Here is a 14356-nt window from a genome sequence, read left to right as displayed (position 1 = left end):
CCGAAGCGCCATGCAGACACCCTTGGGCATCGTGCTGTTCGCGCACGGTTCGCGCGACGAACGCTGGCGGGCGCCGGTCGAGGCGGTGGCGCGCCAGGTCGCCGTGCTCGACCCCACGGCCCGGATCGCCTGCGCCTACCTCGAACTGGTCGCGCCCGACCTGCGCACCGCGGTGCAGGCGCTGATCGTCGCCGGCGCCCGGCGCATCCGGATCGTCCCGCTGTTCCTGGGCATGGGCCGGCACGTCCGCGAAGACTTGCCGCGGCTGGTCGACGAACTCCAGGCCCTCCATCCGGGCGTCGCGTTCTCGCTTCGCCCGGCTGTCGGCGAGGACCCCGAAGTGATCGCCCTGCTGGCGAAGAAAGCACTCGAATCCTGAACTTGCAGTGATTTTCATAGACCGAGAAGGCATAATGAATCCGAAAATAATACGGAATCTGTTATGAATCTCCATCAGTTCAAGTTTGTTCAGGAAGCCGTCAGGCGCAACCTGAATCTGACCGAAGCTGCCAAGGCGCTCCACACCTCGCAGCCGGGCGTGTCGAAGGCGATCATCGAGCTCGAGGAAGAACTCGGCGTCGAGATCTTCGCCCGCCACGGCAAGCGCCTGAAGCGCATCACCGAACCCGGCCAGCATGTGCTGGCCAGCATCGAACTCATCATGCGCGAGGTCGGCAATCTCAAGCGCATCGGCGAGCAGTTCAGCGCCCAGGACAGCGGCACCCTGTCGATCGCCACCACCCACACCCAGGCCCGCTACGTCCTGCCGGTGCCCGTCGCGAAACTGCGCGAAGCCTATCCGAAGGTCAATGTAAGCCTGCACCAGGGCTCGCCCGACCAGGTGGCGCGGATGGTGATCGACGAGGTGGCCGAGATCGGCATCGCCACCGAATCGCTGGCCGACTACGCCGAACTCGTGACCATGCCCTGCTACGAATGGCAGCACGTGCTGGTGCTGCCGCAGGGCCATCCGCTGGCGGACAAGGAGCGCATCTCGCTCGAGGACCTGGCCAACGAGCCGATCATCACCTACCACCCGTCGTTCACCGGGCGCACCCGCATCGACCACGCCTTCGCGCAAAAGAAGCTGACCCCGCGCATCGCGCTCGAGGCGATCGACTCGGACGTCATCAAGACCTACGTGCGGCTCGGGCTGGGCGTCGGCATCGTGGCCGAGATGGCGGTGCGCGACGACACCAACGCCGATCTCGTGGTGCGGCCGATGGGCCACATCTTCGGCGTCAACATCGCCCGCGTCGCCTTCAAGCGCAGCGCCTACCTGCGCAACTTCGTCTTCAAATTCGCCGAGCTGCTCTCCGACCGGCTCGATCGCAACCTGATCGCCAAGGCCTTGAGCGGTCAACACCAGGACTACGAACTGTGAGCCGAGCGACCGTCCGCACCCCCGAAGTGCAAACCAAGCTGCCCGCCGTGGGCACGACGATCTTTACCGTGATGTCGGCTCTGGCCGCCGAGAAGAACGCGGTCAATCTCGGCCAGGGCTTCCCGGATTTCAATTGCGATCCGCAACTGCTGCAGGCCGTGACCGACGCCATGGCGGCGGGCCACAACCAGTATCCGCCGATGCCCGGCATCCTTGCGCTGCGCGAGGCGATCGCGGCCAAGATCGAAAACCTGTACGGCCACCGTTACGACCCGCAGAGCGAGATCACCATCACCGCCGGCGCCACCCAGGCCATCATCACGGCGATCCTCGCCGTTGTTCGTCCAGGCGACGAGGTGATCGTGCTGGAACCCTGCTACGACAGCTACGTGCCGAACATCGATCTGGCCGGCGGCACCGTGGTGCGCGTGCCGCTCACGCCCGGAAGCTTCCGCCCCGATTTCGCGAAGATCTCCGCGGCGCTCACCCCGCGCACCCGCGCCATCATCGTCAACACGCCGCACAACCCGAGCGCCACAGTCTGGACCGAGGCCGAGATGCGCCAGCTCGAGGACCTGCTGGCGCCGACCGATGTGCTGGTGATCAGCGACGAGGTGTACGAGCACATGGTCTACGCCGGTGCCCGCCACGAGAGCGCGGCGCGCTTCCCGGGCCTGGCGGCGCGCAGCTTCATCGTCAGCAGTTTCGGCAAGACCTACCACGTGACCGGCTGGAAGGTCGGCTACTTGGCGGCGCCGGCGGCGCTGAGCGCCGAGTTCCGCAAGGTGCACCAGTTCAACGTCTTCACGGTCAATACGCCGATGCAGCATGCGCTGGCCCGCTACATGGCCGATCCGGCGCCGTACCTGGAGCTGCCGGCCTTCTACCAGCGCAAGCGCGACCTGTTCGCCGAGGGCCTGGCGAAGACGCGCTTCAAGCTGCTGCCCAGCGCCGGCACCTATTTCCAGTGCGTCGACATCAGCGAGGTCAGCGCGCTCGGCGAATCGGATTTCTGCCAGTGGCTCACGAGCGAGATCGGGGTCGCCGCGATCCCGCTGTCGGCCTTCTACGGTGACGGCTTCGATCAGCGCGTGGTGCGCTTCTGCTTCGCCAAGAAGGACGAAACCCTGCAGGCCGCGATCGGACGACTGGCCCGGCTCTGACACGAACGGTAGGAGAGTCCTGACCGCGGGAGGGGGCCGCTTCCCGCGATCGCCGGGCGCCCGGGGGCAGAGGATGAGGGCTTCAAAACATACCGCCCTAGGAGAAGTCCATGTCCCTCTCGTTGATTCTGCTGATCGTCCTGATCCTGCTGCTGGTGGGCGCGCTGCCGAGCTGGGGCTACAGCCGCAGCTGGGGCTATGGGCCCAGCGGCGGTCTTGGCCTGGTGCTGCTTGTGGTGATCGTGCTGCTGCTGATGGGTCGGATATAGCCCTCGGCGCCTGCCGCACGGAAAGCCCGCTTCGGCGGGCTTTTTGCTGTCTGGCTGCAAAGGCTCAATGCCCCAGCTGGGCCCAGAGCTTGTCCAGCCGCTTCACGCTGACCGGCTGCGGCGTGCGCAGCTCCTGGGCGAAGAAGCTCACGCGCAGTTCCTCGAGCAGCCAGCGGAACTCGCTCATGCGCTCGTCGGCCGCGCCCTTGCGCTCGGCGAGCAGGCGCCAGTAGCGCTGCTCCTGCGGCCGCAGTTCGGCCAGCCGCTGGGCATCGCGCGCCGGGTCGGCGCGCAACTTGTCGAGCCGCAGGATGATCGCCTTCAGGTAGCGCGCGAAATGCTGCAGCCGCGGCCAGGGCGTGTCGGCGATGAAGCGCTTGCCCACCAGCCGCTGCAGTTGCTGCGCCGCATCGCCAGTGGCCTCGGGCTGCACCTTGGTGTCCTTGATCTTGCGCAGCGCCAGCCCGTACTCGACCAGGATCGTGCCGGCCAGCCGGGCCACCTCGTTGGCGATCAGCGTCAGGCGCCCACGTCCCTCCTCCAGCCGCCGCTTGAAGGCGAACTCGTCGGCCGGCAGCGGCTCCTGCAGGAAGGCGCGGTCGATCGCCACCTCGATGACCTGCGCCCGCAGTTCCTCGGCGGTGCCGAGCGGCATGAAGGCAACCGCCATCTTCTGCAGCTCGGGGATGTTCTTCTCGAGGTACTTCAGGGCATCCTTGAGCTGCAGGGCGAACAACCGGCGCAGGCCCGCCCGATGTTTCGCCGCGGCCACGGCCGGCTCGTCGAAGACCTCGATCGTCACCGCATCGCTGCCGTCGACCAGCGCCGGGAACCCGATCAGCGATTGCGCTCCGCGCCGCACTTCCATCAGCTCGGGAAGCTCGCCGAAGGTCCAGGCGGTGTAGCGCTGGCCTGCTGGCAGGGTGGGCGTCGCCGGCGCCTCGACCGCGGCTTTTGCTGCGGGCGGGGCCTGTCCCCCTGCCCCTGCCCCGGTCTGGGCCGGCTCCGGCGAAGCCCGCACATTGAGCCCGGCCAGCGCCTGGAAGGCTCCGCGCGCCTGCGTGCCCAGCTCGGCCTTCAGTGCGCCGAGATTGCGCCCCATGCCGAGCTGCCGGCCATGCTCGTCGACCACCCGCAGGTTCATGAACAGATGCGGCGGCAGCATGTCGAGCTTGAAGTCGGCGCGCTTGACGTCGAGGCTGGTCTGGTCGCGCACCCGCTTCAAGAGCGCGTCGGTCAGCGAGCCGTGGCCGAAGGCCTCGGGCGTCGACAGCACCTCGGTGAAGCGCGCAGCCGACTCGGGCAGCGGCACCAGCCGCGCGCGCGGCTTCTGCGGCAGGCTCTTCAGCAGCGCCTGGATCTTGTCCTTGAGCATGCCGGTCACCAGCCATTCGCAGCGCTCGTCGCTGACCTGGTTCAGCACGAACAGCGGCACGCTGACGGTCAGCCCGTCCTTGGCATCGCCCGGCTCGTGCAGGTAGGTGGCCGCGCAGTCGACGCCGCCCAGTCGCAAGGTCGGCGGGAAGGACTGGGTCGTGATGCCGGCGGCCTGGTGGCGCATCAGCTCGTCGCGCGTCAGGTAGAGCAGCCTGGGCTGCTCGCGCGACTGGCCGCGATACCAGTTCTCGAACGTGAGGCCGCTCGACACGTCGGCCGGCAGCTGGGCGTCGTAGAAGGCGTAGATCAGCTCGTCGTCGACCAGCACGTCCTGGCGCCGCGACTTGTGCTCCAGGCCCTCGACCTCGCGCACCAGCTTGCGGTTGGCCGCCAGGAACGGCAGCTTGCTTTCCCACTGCCCGCCGACCAGCGCCTCGCGGATGAATATCTCACGCGCCGCGACCGGATCGACCTTGCTGAAATCGACCCGGCGCCCGCTGTAGATCACCAGTCCGTAGAGCGTGGCGCGCTCCAGCGCCGCGACCTGGGCGCCCTTCTTCTCCCAGTGCGGGTCGAGCAGCTGCTTCTTCAGCAGGTGGCCCGCCACCTGTTCGAGCCACTGCGGCTCGATGTTGGCGATGCCGCGGCCGAACAGCCGCGTGGTCTCGACCAGCTCGGAAGCGACGATCCAGCGGCCCGGCTTCTTCTTGAGGTGGGCACCGGGATGGCGGTAGAACTTGATGCCGCGCGCACCCAGGTAGGCCTCGTCGTCCTCGAGCTTCCAGCCGATGTTGCCGAGCAGGCCCGAGAGCATCGACAGGTGCAGCGGCTCGTAGCCGGCCGGCTGGGTGTTGATGCGCCATTTGTGCTCGGTCACCACCGTGAGCAGCTGCGAATGGATGTCGCGCCACTCGCGCACCCGGCGGATGTTGATGAAGTTCTGGCGCAGCAGTTGCTCGTATTGCCGGTTGCTGAGCTTGTGCGTGTCACCATGGCCGCCGCGCGCATCCAGGATCCACTTCCACAGCCGCAGGTAGCCGCTGAACTCGCTCTTCTCGTCGTCGAACTTCGAATGCGCCTGGTCGGCCTGCTGCTGCATCTCCATCGGCCGGTCGCGCACGTCCTGCACCGACAGGGCGCTGGCGATCACCAGCACCTCCTCGAGCGCGCCGCGCGTGCGGGCCTCGATGATCATGCGCGCGACCCGCGGGTCGAGCGGCAGCCGGGCCAGCTCGGCGCCCATCGGCGTCAGCTCGTTGGCATCGTCGACCGCGCCGAGTTCGTTCAGCAGCTGGTAGCCGTCGGCGATCGCGCGCCGCTGCGGCGCCTCCAGGAACGGAAAGCGCTCGACATCGCCCAGGTGCAGCGACTTCATGCGCAGGATCACGCCGGCCAGCGAGGAGCGCAGGATTTCCGGGTCGGTGAAGCGCGGCCGACCCTCGAAGTCCTTCTCGTCGTAGAGCCGGATGCAGATGCCGTTGGCGACCCGCCCGCAGCGTCCGGCGCGCTGGTTGGCCGCCGCCTGGCTGATCGGCTCGACCAGCAACTGCTCGACCTTGCTGCGGAACGAATAGCGCTTGACCCGCGCGGTGCCGGTGTCGATCACGTAGCGGATGCCCGGCACGGTCAGCGAAGTCTCGGCCACGTTGGTGGCCAGCACGATGCGCCGCCCGCTGTGGCTGTCGAAGATGCGCTCCTGCTCGGCCTGCGACAGCCGCGCGAACAAGGGCAGCACCTCGGCGCTGCGCATCAGCGGCTGGTGGCTCAGGTGGCGGCGCAAATGGTCGGCGGCCTCGCGGATCTCGCGCTCGCCGGGCAGGAAGACCAGGATGTCGCCGGCGTTGTGCGGATCGCGCCAGAGTTCGTCGACCCCGTCGGCGATGGCGTCATTGAGGTCGTGGTCGCGCGACTCCTCGAAGGGACGGTATCGCTGCTCGACCGGGAAGGTCCGCCCCGACACCATGATGGTTGGCGCCGGCCCCTTCGCGGATGCAAAGTGCTGCGCGAAGCGGTCGGCATCGATGGTGGCCGAGGTCACGATCACCTTCAGATCCGGCCGCCGCGGCAGGATCTCGCGCAGGTAGCCGAGCAGGAAGTCGATGTTCAGCGAGCGCTCGTGGGCCTCGTCGATGATGATCGTGTCGTAGGCCTTGAGCAGCGGGTCGGTCTGGGTCTCGGCCAGCAGGATGCCGTCGGTCATCAGCTTGACCGAGGCATCGCGGGACAACCGGTCCTGGAAGCGCACCTTGTAGCCGACCACCTCGCCCAGCGGCGTCTTCAGCTCCTCGGCGATGCGCTTGGCGACCGAGGTCGCGGCGATCCGGCGCGGCTGGGTGTGGCCGATCAGCCGGCCCTTGCCTGGCGGGGCGTTCAGCTTGCCGCGGCCGAGCTCCAGCACGATCTTCGGCAGCTGCGTGGTCTTGCCCGAGCCAGTCTCGCCGCAGACGATGACGACCTGGTGGGCAGCGATCGCCTTGGCGATTTCGTCTCGGCGAGCCGAAACCGGCAGCGATTCGGGGAATTCGATGGCGAGCGGACTGGCGCGGCGGGTTTCTGGCGGGAGGGAACTCATGGGAAGGCGCATTATCGCACTTCACGGGTTCACGTGCTACACTTGTTCTCGTGGAGCCTTCCGGAGTCGCCTGACATGACCAACCTCACCATCGCCATCGACGAGACCATCGTGCGCAAGGCGCGCGTGCGCGCCATCAACGAAGGCACCTCCGTGAGCGCGCGCGTGCGCGAATTCCTTGCCGACTATGCGCAGGGCAACGACCGCCGCCAGATCGCCGGCGAGGCCTTCATTGCCGCGGCGCGGCGCAGCAAGGCCAACAGCGAGGGCGCGAGCTGGTCGCGCGACGATGCCCACGATCGGCCCTACCCCGCCGAATGAACATTTTCTTCGACACCAACGTGCTGGTGTACGCCGTCGATGCCGGCGATCCGGTGCGCAAGGAAATCGCCATCGACCGCTTCGCCCGGGCGGTCAAGGACGACACGGTCATGCTCAGCACCCAGGTGCTGCAGGAGTTCTACAACATCACGACGCGCAAGCTGAAGCCGCCGCTGAGCGCGCGCGAAGCGGTCGGCCAGCTGTCCCAGCTGTGCGCCTTCGAGGTCATCGGATCGAGCGCCGACAGCGTGCTCGCCGCTTCCGAACTGGCGCAGAAGCACCGCCTCCAGTGGTGGGATGCGCTGATCCTCGAAGCCGCGATTCGCGGCAACGCCGACGTCCTGGTGTCGCAGGACGGCCAGCACGGCCAGCGCTTCGGCAAGCTTGTCGTCGAGAATCCGTTCTCGCCGACCTGACACACGCCTCATTCACAGTCCCTTCATGTCCACCGTCTTCAACTTCACCTTCGTCCCCTGGTTCCGCTCGGTCGCGCCCTACATCCACATGCATCGCGGCAAGACCTTCGTGGTCGCGATGGCCGGCGAGGCGATCGCCGCCGGCAAGCTGGCCAGCATCGCGCAGGACCTGGCGCTGATCCAGAGCATGGGCGTCAAGGTCGTGCTGGTGCACGGCTTCCGGCCCCAGGTCAACGAGCAGCTGCGCGCCAAGGGTCATGAGGCGAAGTACTCGCACGGCATCCGCATCACCGACGAGGTGGCGCTCGACTGCGCCCAGGAGGCGGCCGGCCAGCTGCGCTACGAGATCGAGGCCGCCTTCAGCCAGGGCCTGCCCAACACCCCGATGGCCGGCTCCACCATCCGCGTGATCTCCGGCAACTTCATCACCGCCCGGCCGGTCGGCGTGGTCGACGGCGTCGACTTCCAGCATTCGGGGCTGGTGCGCAAGGTCGACGCCGCCGGCATCCGCCGTGCGCTCGACTTCGGCTCGATGGTGCTGATGTCGCCTTTCGGCTTCTCGCCCACCGGCGAGGCCTTCAACCTCACGATGGAAGAAGTCGCGACCAGCGTGGCGATCTCGATCCAGGCCGACAAGCTGATCTTCATGACCGAGGTGCCGGGCATCGCCCAGGACCCGTCCCTGCCGATCAGCGAGGACAACCCCATCGACACCGAACTGCCGCTCGACGCCGCCCGCAAGCTGCTGGCGGCGCTGCCACCGGCCCAGCGCCCGACCGACACCGCCTTCTACCTGCAGCACTGCGTCAAGGCCTGCGAGGCCGGCATCGAGCGCAACCACATCCTGCCCTTCTCGGTCGACGGCTCGCTGCTGCTCGAGGTCTACGTGCACGACGGCATCGGCACCATGGTGATCGACGAAAAGCTCGAATCGCTGCGCGAGGCCACCGCCGACGACATCGGCGGCATCCTGCAGCTCATCGAGCCCTTCGAGCGCGACGGCACGCTGGTCAAGCGCAGCCGCACCGAGATCGAGCGCGACATCGGCCAGTACACGGTGATCGAGCACGACGGCGTGATCTTCGGCTGCGCCGCGCTGTACCCCTACCCCGAGGCGCGCACCGCCGAGATGGCCGCCTTGACCGTGTCCCCGCAATCGCAGGCCCAGGGCGACGGCGAGCGCATCCTGAAACGGGTCGAGCAGCGCGCCAAGGCGTCGGGACTGGACAGCATCTTCGTGCTCACCACCCGCACCATGCACTGGTTCCTCAAGCGCGGCTTCCAGCAGGTCAACCCCGACTGGCTTCCCGAGGCCCGCAAGCGCAAGTACAACTGGGACCGCAAGAGCCAGGTGCTGGTGAAGAAACTCTAGGGATCAACACGATGATCGCCCGCTCCTGGTTCCGGCGCTGCCACGATAATCGAGGATCATGAATCCCCTGCTCGCCAAACTGCAGCCCTACCCCTTCGAGCGGCTGCGACAACTGTTCGCCGGCGTCACCCCGAACCCTGATTTCGCGCCGATCAGCCTCGGCATCGGCGAACCCAAGCACCCGACCCCGGCCTTCATCCAGGATGCGCTGGCGGCCGGCATGGGCGCCCTCGCGACCTACCCGGCCACCGCCGGCGACCTGCCGCTGCGCCAGTCGTTCACCGGCTGGCTGGAGCGTCGCTATGGCCTGGCGCTCGATCCGGCCACCCAGGTGCTGCCGGTCAACGGCTCGCGCGAGGCCCTGTTCGCCCTGGCCCAGACCGTGGTCGACGCCAGCCGGACGCCGGCGCCGGTGGTGCTGTCGCCCAACCCGTTCTATCAAATCTACGAAGGCGCGGCGCTGCTTTCGGGCGCCGAGCCGTACTACGTGCCGAGCGTGCCGGCGCGCAATTTCGCGGTCGACTGGGACAGCGTGCCGGACGCGATCTGGGCCCGCACGCAACTGGTCTTCGTCTGCTCGCCGGGCAATCCGACCGGTGCCGTGATGCCGATCGGCGAGTGGGAAAAACTCTTCGCCCTGTCCGACCGGCACGGTTTCGTGATCGCGGCCGACGAGTGCTACAGCGAGATCTACTTCCGCGACGAGCCCCCGCTCGGCGGGCTCGAGGCCGCAGCCAGGCTCGGCCGCAGCGACTTCCGCAACCTGATCGCCCTGACCTCGCTGTCCAAGCGCAGCAACGTGCCGGGTCTGCGCAGCGGTTTCGTGGCCGGCGACGCCGCGATCATCAAGTCCTTCCTGCTCTATCGCACCTACCACGGCAGCGCCATGAGCGGCACCGTGGCCGCCGCCAGCATCGCGGCCTGGAACGACGAGCTCCACGTGGTCGACAACCGCGCCCAGTACCGCTCCAAGTTCGCCGCCGTGACGCCGCTGCTCGAGCCGGTGCTCGACGTCCGCCTGCCCGACGCCAGCTTCTACCTCTGGGCCGGCATTCCGCCCGCGTGGCAAGGCGACGACGCCGCCTTCGCCCGGGCGCTCTACGCTCAATACAATGTGACGGTGCTGCCCGGCAGCTACCTCGCGCGCGAGGTCGGCGGCGCCAACCCGGGCCGCGGGCGCATCCGCATGGCGCTGGTCGCCGACACGGCCGAATGCACCGAGGCCGCGAAACGCATCGTGAATTTCATCCAGAACTGAGCTCTTCCATGACCCAACAACTCCAGCAGACCATCGACGCCGCGTGGGAAGACCGCGCCAACATCTCGGCCACCAGCGCTTCCAAGGAAGTGCGCGACGCCGTCGACCACGTGATCGCCGAGCTCAACAACGGCCACCTGCGGGTCGCCACCCGCGAAGCCGTCGGCCAGTGGACCGTGCATCAGTGGATCAAGAAGGCCGTGCTGCTGTCCTTCCGCCTCAAGGACAACGAACAGATCCAGGCCGGCGCGCTGGGCTTCTACGACAAGGTGCCGACCAAGTTCTCGCATCTGTCGGCCAACGAGCTCAAGGAAGCCGGCGTGCGCATCGTCCCGCCGGCCGTGGCGCGCCGCGGCAGCTACATCGCCAAGGGCGCGATCCTGATGCCCTCCTACGTCAACATCGGCGCCTACGTCGGCGAAGGCACCATGGTCGACACCTGGGCCACGGTCGGCTCCTGCGCCCAGATCGGCGCCAACGTCCACCTGTCGGGCGGCGTCGGCATCGGCGGCGTGCTCGAGCCGCTGCAGGCCGGCCCGACCATCATCGAGGACAACTGCTTCATCGGCGCCCGCTCCGAGGTGGTCGAGGGCGTCATCGTCGAAGAGAACTCGGTGCTGTCGATGGGTGTCTTCATCGGCCAGAGCACGCCCATCTACGACCGCGCCACCGACACCGTCAGCTTCGGCCGCGTTCCGGCCGGCTCGGTGGTCGTCGCCGGCACCTTGCCCAAGCCGGGCGGCAAGTACAGCACCTACGCCGCCATCATCATGAAGAAGGTCGATGCCAAGACGCGCTCGTCGACTTCGCTGAACGACCTGCTGCGCGACTGACGACCCGGGCCGCCTGAGGGGGCGGCCCCCCGCGAGCCACCTGATCCAGAACCACAACGCCGAGGAGAGAGAGCCGATGAACACGATGGAGCGAATTCTTCGTCTGATGGCCGAGCGCAAGGCTTCGGACATCTATCTTTCGGCCAACTCCCCGGCCCTGATCCGGATCAACGGCAACTGCATGCCGATCAACGCCCAGGTGCTGCCGCCCGAGGCACCGCTCAGCCTGCTGTCCGAGGTGGTGCAGGAGAACCGCATCGCCGAACTGGAGCGCACCGGCGAGCTCAACATGGCGATCGCGCTCGAAGGCTCCGGCAACTTCCGCATCAGCGCCATGCGCCAGCGCGGCAGCTACGCGGTGGTGGTGCGGCACATCGCCTCGACCATCCCGAGCTTCGAGGACCTCAACCTGCCCGAGATCCTCAAGACCCTGGTCATGGAAAAGCGCGGCCTGATCCTCATGGTCGGCTCGACCGGCGCCGGCAAGAGCACCACCCTGGCCTCGATGCTCGACTACCGCAACGAGAACGCCACCGGCCACATCCTCACGGTCGAGGAGCCGATCGAATTCACCTTCACCAACAAGAAGTCTATGGTGAACCAGCGCGACGTCGGCAGCGACACCCAGTCGCTGCAGATCGCGCTCAAGAACGCGCTGCGCCAGGCGCCCGACGTGATCCAGATCGGCGAGATCCGCGACCGCGAGACCATGACCGCCGCGATCGCCTACGCACAGTCGGGCCACCTGTGCGTGGCCACGCTGCACGCCAACAACAGCTACCGGGCGCTGAACCGCATCCTGAGCTTCTACCCGGTCGAAGTGCGCGCCACGCTGCTGGGCGACCTCGGCGGCGCGCTGCGCGCCATCGTGGCCCAGCGCCTGCTGCGCACGCCCAGCGGTGCCCGCGTGCCGGCGCTCGAAGTGCTGCTGAACACCGCGCTGGTGGCCGAACTGATCGGCAAGGGCGACTTCTCGGCGGTCAAGGAAGCCATGGAACAATCGATGGCCGAAGGGTCCCAGACCTTCGAGGAAGACATCGCGCGGCTCATCACCGAAAATCTGGTGACGCGCGAGGAAGGCCTGTCCCAGGCCGATTCGCCGACCAACCTGATGTGGCGCCTGCAGAACCGCAAGGCGCCGCCCGCGCGCAACGAAGAACGCTCCCTCCTCGACCAGGTCGAGGAACCCACCTTCACGGACATCACGCTCGACGTGCGTCCCTGAGCCACCTGCCCCTGTCGATGTCCCGAACGCTTCAGCTCGCCGAACAACTGATCTCCCGCCCCTCGGTCACCCCCGACGACGGCGGCTGCCAGCAGATCCTCGGCGAGCGCCTGGCGCGGCTCGGATTCCGGCTTGAGACCATCGAAAGCGGCCCTGCCGACTTCCGTGTCACCAACCTGTGGGCGGTGCGGCCAGGCGGCGCAGACCAGCCGAAGACCATGGCCTTCGCCGGCCATACCGACGTCGTGCCGACCGGTCCGATCGAGCAGTGGAGCAGCCACCCGTTCACCCCGACCCACCGTGACGGCCGCCTGTACGGCCGCGGCGCCTGCGACATGAAGACCTCGCTGGCCGCCTTCGTGGTCGCCATCGAGGAGTTCCTGGCCGCCACGCCCGACCCGCGTCTCACCTTGGCGCTGCTCCTCACCAGCGACGAGGAAGGCCCCGGCATCGACGGCACGGTGGTGGTCTGCAACCAGCTGGCGGCGCGCGGCGAGGCGATCGACTACTGCATCGTCGGCGAGCCGACCTCGGTCGAGCGCTGCGGCGACATGATCAAGAACGGCCGCCGCGGCACCATGAGCGGCCGGCTGACGGTCAACGGCGTCCAGGGCCACATTGCCTACCCGCACCTGGCGAAGAACCCGGTGCACGCCTTCGCGCCGGCGCTGGCCGAACTGGTCGCGCTCAACGCGGCGGGCGGCTGGGATGCCGGCAACGATCATTTCCAGCCGACCAGCTGGCAGATCAGCAACATCCATGCGGGCACCGGCGCCAGCAACGTGATCCCGGGCGCGGCCGTGATCGATTTCAACTTCCGCTTCTCGACCGAGTCGACCCCCGAGTCGCTGCAGCAGCGCGTGGCCTCGGTGCTCGACGCCCACGGCCTCGACTACACGCTGGCCTGGACGGTCGGCGGCCTGCCCTTCCTCACCGTGCCCGGCGCGCTGGTCGAAGCCGTGCAGCAGGCGATCCGCGACGAGACCGGCCTCCAGACCGAGCTGTCGACCAGCGGCGGCACCAGCGATGCGCGCTTCATCGCCAAGATCTGCCGGCAGGTGGTCGAACTCGGCCCGGTCAACGCCAGCATCCACAAGATCGACGAGCACATCGCGGTGGCCGACATCGAGCCGCTCAAGAACATCTACCGCCGCACGCTCGAACGGCTCGAAGCGCTGACCGCATGAGCACGGTCATCGCCTTGATCCAGGCCGGCGCCAGGCAGCTGGCCGAAGCCGGCGTGGCGTTCGGCCACGGCACCGACAACGCCTTCGACGAAGCGGTCTGGCTGGTGCTGTGGCGCCTGGGCCTGCCGCTCGACGAACTCGACGCGGTGGCCGAGCGGCCGGTGTCTCCCGCCGACGCGGCGCGCATCGGCGAACTGTTCGCGCAGCGCATCGCGACCCGCAAGCCGGCGGCCTATCTGACGCGTGAGGCCTGGCTGCAGGGCGTGCCCTTCTACGTCGACGAACGCGCCATCGTGCCGCGCAGCTTCATCGCCGAACTGATCGCCGACGGCTCCATCGACTACTGGCTCGGCGACCACACCCGGCGCGTGCTCGACCTGTGCACCGGCAACGGCAGCCTCGCGATCCTCGCCGCCCTGACCTATCCGGAGGTGAGCGTGGACGCCGCCGACCTGTCGCTCGAGGCGCTCGAGGTGGCGGCGATCAACGTCACCCGGCACCAGCTCGACGCCCGCGTCCGCCTGATCCATTCCGATGGCCTGGCCGAAGTGCGCGGTCCGTACGACCTGGTGCTGTGCAACCCGCCCTACGTCAACAGCGCGAGCATGGCCGCCCTGCCCGCCGAGTACCGGGCCGAGCCCGAACTCGCGCTGGCCGGCGGCAGCGACGGCATGGACTTCGTGCGCCGGCTGTTCGCCGACGCGCCGTCGCGCATGAGCGAGCAGGCCGTGCTGGTGCTCGAGATCGGCAACGAGCGGGCGAACTTCGAAGCCGCGTTTGCGCAGCTCGAAGTCGTCTGGCTCGAAAGCTCGGCCGGCGAGGACCAGGTCCTGCTGGTGACCCGCGAGGCCCTGCTGGCGGGTGCCGGCGAGCCTTAGCGGCGCCCGTCTTTCGCCGCCTTCCCCGCAGCCTCGGCTGCGCCCCCTTCATCGGGCTGATGTGCCCTATGCCCCCTCGCGCCAGGCCGCCTGGACGCGCA

Annotated in this window: 13 protein-coding genes; 12 read left to right on the top strand and 1 reads right to left on the bottom strand. The window is 68.0% G+C overall.

Annotated features, from left to right (window positions below):
* The first annotated feature begins 10 nt into the window (after positions 1–10).
* From QZH52_RS21530 to QZH52_RS21515, 4 genes are all read left to right on the top strand, one after another.
* Positions 11–379, top strand: coding sequence for a sirohydrochlorin chelatase (locus QZH52_RS21530; protein ID WP_301812638.1), 369 nt, complete (start codon positions 11–13; stop codon positions 377–379).
* A 63-nt stretch (positions 380–442) separates the two neighbouring features.
* Positions 443–1384: a CysB family HTH-type transcriptional regulator gene (locus QZH52_RS21525; RefSeq protein WP_301812637.1), complete on the top strand. Its 942-nt coding sequence runs from the start codon at positions 443–445 to the stop codon at positions 1382–1384.
* Positions 1381–2547, top strand: coding sequence for a pyridoxal phosphate-dependent aminotransferase (locus QZH52_RS21520; protein WP_301812636.1), 1167 nt, complete (start codon positions 1381–1383; stop codon positions 2545–2547). Before QZH52_RS21525 ends, QZH52_RS21520 begins: the two co-directional genes overlap by 4 nt.
* Positions 2548–2657: 110 nt before the next feature.
* Positions 2658–2816, top strand: coding sequence for a DUF3309 family protein (locus QZH52_RS21515; RefSeq protein ID WP_214685614.1), 159 nt, complete (start codon positions 2658–2660; stop codon positions 2814–2816).
* A gap of 64 nt (positions 2817–2880) precedes the next feature.
* On the opposite strand, the gene hrpA is transcribed toward QZH52_RS21515, so the two are convergent.
* Positions 2881–6765, bottom strand: a complete 3885-nt coding sequence (hrpA, locus tag QZH52_RS21510; protein WP_301812635.1) for an ATP-dependent RNA helicase HrpA — start codon at positions 6763–6765, stop codon at positions 2881–2883.
* A 75-nt stretch (positions 6766–6840) separates the two neighbouring features.
* Between hrpA and QZH52_RS21505 the strand changes: the two genes are divergently transcribed.
* The 8 genes from QZH52_RS21505 to prmB all read left to right on the top strand — a co-directional run bounded on the left by QZH52_RS21505 (position 6841) and on the right by prmB (position 14255).
* The gene (locus tag QZH52_RS21505) at positions 6841–7086 is read left to right on the top strand and encodes a hypothetical protein (protein ID WP_286531806.1); all 246 of its coding nucleotides are present in this window, start codon (positions 6841–6843) and stop codon (positions 7084–7086) included.
* Complete coding sequence (locus QZH52_RS21500) at positions 7083–7502, top strand: PIN domain-containing protein (RefSeq protein ID WP_301812634.1); 420 nt, start codon at positions 7083–7085, stop codon at positions 7500–7502. Before QZH52_RS21505 ends, QZH52_RS21500 begins: the two co-directional genes overlap by 4 nt.
* 25 nt (positions 7503–7527) lie before the next feature.
* The gene (gene argA, locus QZH52_RS21495) at positions 7528–8874 is read left to right on the top strand and encodes an amino-acid N-acetyltransferase (protein WP_301812633.1); all 1347 of its coding nucleotides are present in this window, start codon (positions 7528–7530) and stop codon (positions 8872–8874) included.
* A 58-nt stretch (positions 8875–8932) separates the two neighbouring features.
* A complete protein-coding gene (gene dapC, locus QZH52_RS21490) occupies positions 8933–10132 on the top strand; it encodes a succinyldiaminopimelate transaminase (RefSeq protein WP_301812632.1) in 1200 nt (399 codons plus the stop codon).
* 8 nt (positions 10133–10140) lie between these two features.
* A complete protein-coding gene (dapD, locus tag QZH52_RS21485) occupies positions 10141–10965 on the top strand; it encodes a 2,3,4,5-tetrahydropyridine-2,6-dicarboxylate N-succinyltransferase (protein WP_301812631.1) in 825 nt (274 codons plus the stop codon).
* Positions 10966–11041: 76 nt separating this feature from the next.
* Positions 11042–12190, top strand: coding sequence for a PilT/PilU family type 4a pilus ATPase (locus tag QZH52_RS21480; RefSeq protein WP_301812630.1), 1149 nt, complete (start codon positions 11042–11044; stop codon positions 12188–12190).
* Positions 12191–12207: 17 nt separating this feature from the next.
* On the top strand, positions 12208–13377 hold the full coding sequence (gene dapE / locus QZH52_RS21475; protein ID WP_301812629.1) for a succinyl-diaminopimelate desuccinylase: 1170 nt from the start codon (positions 12208–12210) through the stop codon (positions 13375–13377).
* On the top strand, positions 13374–14255 hold the full coding sequence (prmB, locus tag QZH52_RS21470) for a 50S ribosomal protein L3 N(5)-glutamine methyltransferase (protein WP_301812628.1): 882 nt from the start codon (positions 13374–13376) through the stop codon (positions 14253–14255). Before dapE ends, prmB begins: the two co-directional genes overlap by 4 nt.
* Positions 14256–14356 lie beyond the last annotated feature (101 nt).

Origin of the sequence: Variovorax ginsengisoli (assembly GCF_030486595.1) — a bacterium.
GTDB classification, from domain to species: Bacteria; Pseudomonadota; Gammaproteobacteria; order Burkholderiales; family Burkholderiaceae_C; genus Variovorax; species Variovorax ginsengisoli_B.
Note: the sequence above shows the minus strand (reverse complement) of the source record. Positions and strands in the feature narration are given on the sequence as shown.

Bases quoted from the DNA above. Each gene is read 5' to 3' on its own strand.
- QZH52_RS21530 (WP_301812638.1), top strand. From the start codon at position 11: ATGCAGACACCCTTGGGCATCGTGCTGTTCGCGCACGGTTCGCGCGAC.
- QZH52_RS21525 (WP_301812637.1), top strand. From the start codon at position 443: ATGAATCTCCATCAGTTCAAGTTTGTTCAGGAAGCCGTCAGGCGCAAC.
- QZH52_RS21515 (WP_214685614.1), top strand. From the start codon at position 2,658: ATGTCCCTCTCGTTGATTCTGCTGATCGTCCTGATCCTGCTGCTGGTG.
- hrpA (WP_301812635.1), bottom strand. From the start codon at position 6,765: ATGAGTTCCCTCCCGCCAGAAACCCGCCGCGCCAGTCCGCTCGCCATC.
- QZH52_RS21505 (WP_286531806.1), top strand. From the start codon at position 6,841: ATGACCAACCTCACCATCGCCATCGACGAGACCATCGTGCGCAAGGCG.
- QZH52_RS21500 (WP_301812634.1), top strand. From the start codon at position 7,083: ATGAACATTTTCTTCGACACCAACGTGCTGGTGTACGCCGTCGATGCC.
- argA (WP_301812633.1), top strand. From the start codon at position 7,528: ATGTCCACCGTCTTCAACTTCACCTTCGTCCCCTGGTTCCGCTCGGTC.
- dapC (WP_301812632.1), top strand. From the start codon at position 8,933: ATGAATCCCCTGCTCGCCAAACTGCAGCCCTACCCCTTCGAGCGGCTG.
- dapD (WP_301812631.1), top strand. From the start codon at position 10,141: ATGACCCAACAACTCCAGCAGACCATCGACGCCGCGTGGGAAGACCGC.
- QZH52_RS21480 (WP_301812630.1), top strand. From the start codon at position 11,042: ATGAACACGATGGAGCGAATTCTTCGTCTGATGGCCGAGCGCAAGGCT.
- dapE (WP_301812629.1), top strand. From the start codon at position 12,208: ATGTCCCGAACGCTTCAGCTCGCCGAACAACTGATCTCCCGCCCCTCG.
- prmB (WP_301812628.1), top strand. From the start codon at position 13,374: ATGAGCACGGTCATCGCCTTGATCCAGGCCGGCGCCAGGCAGCTGGCC.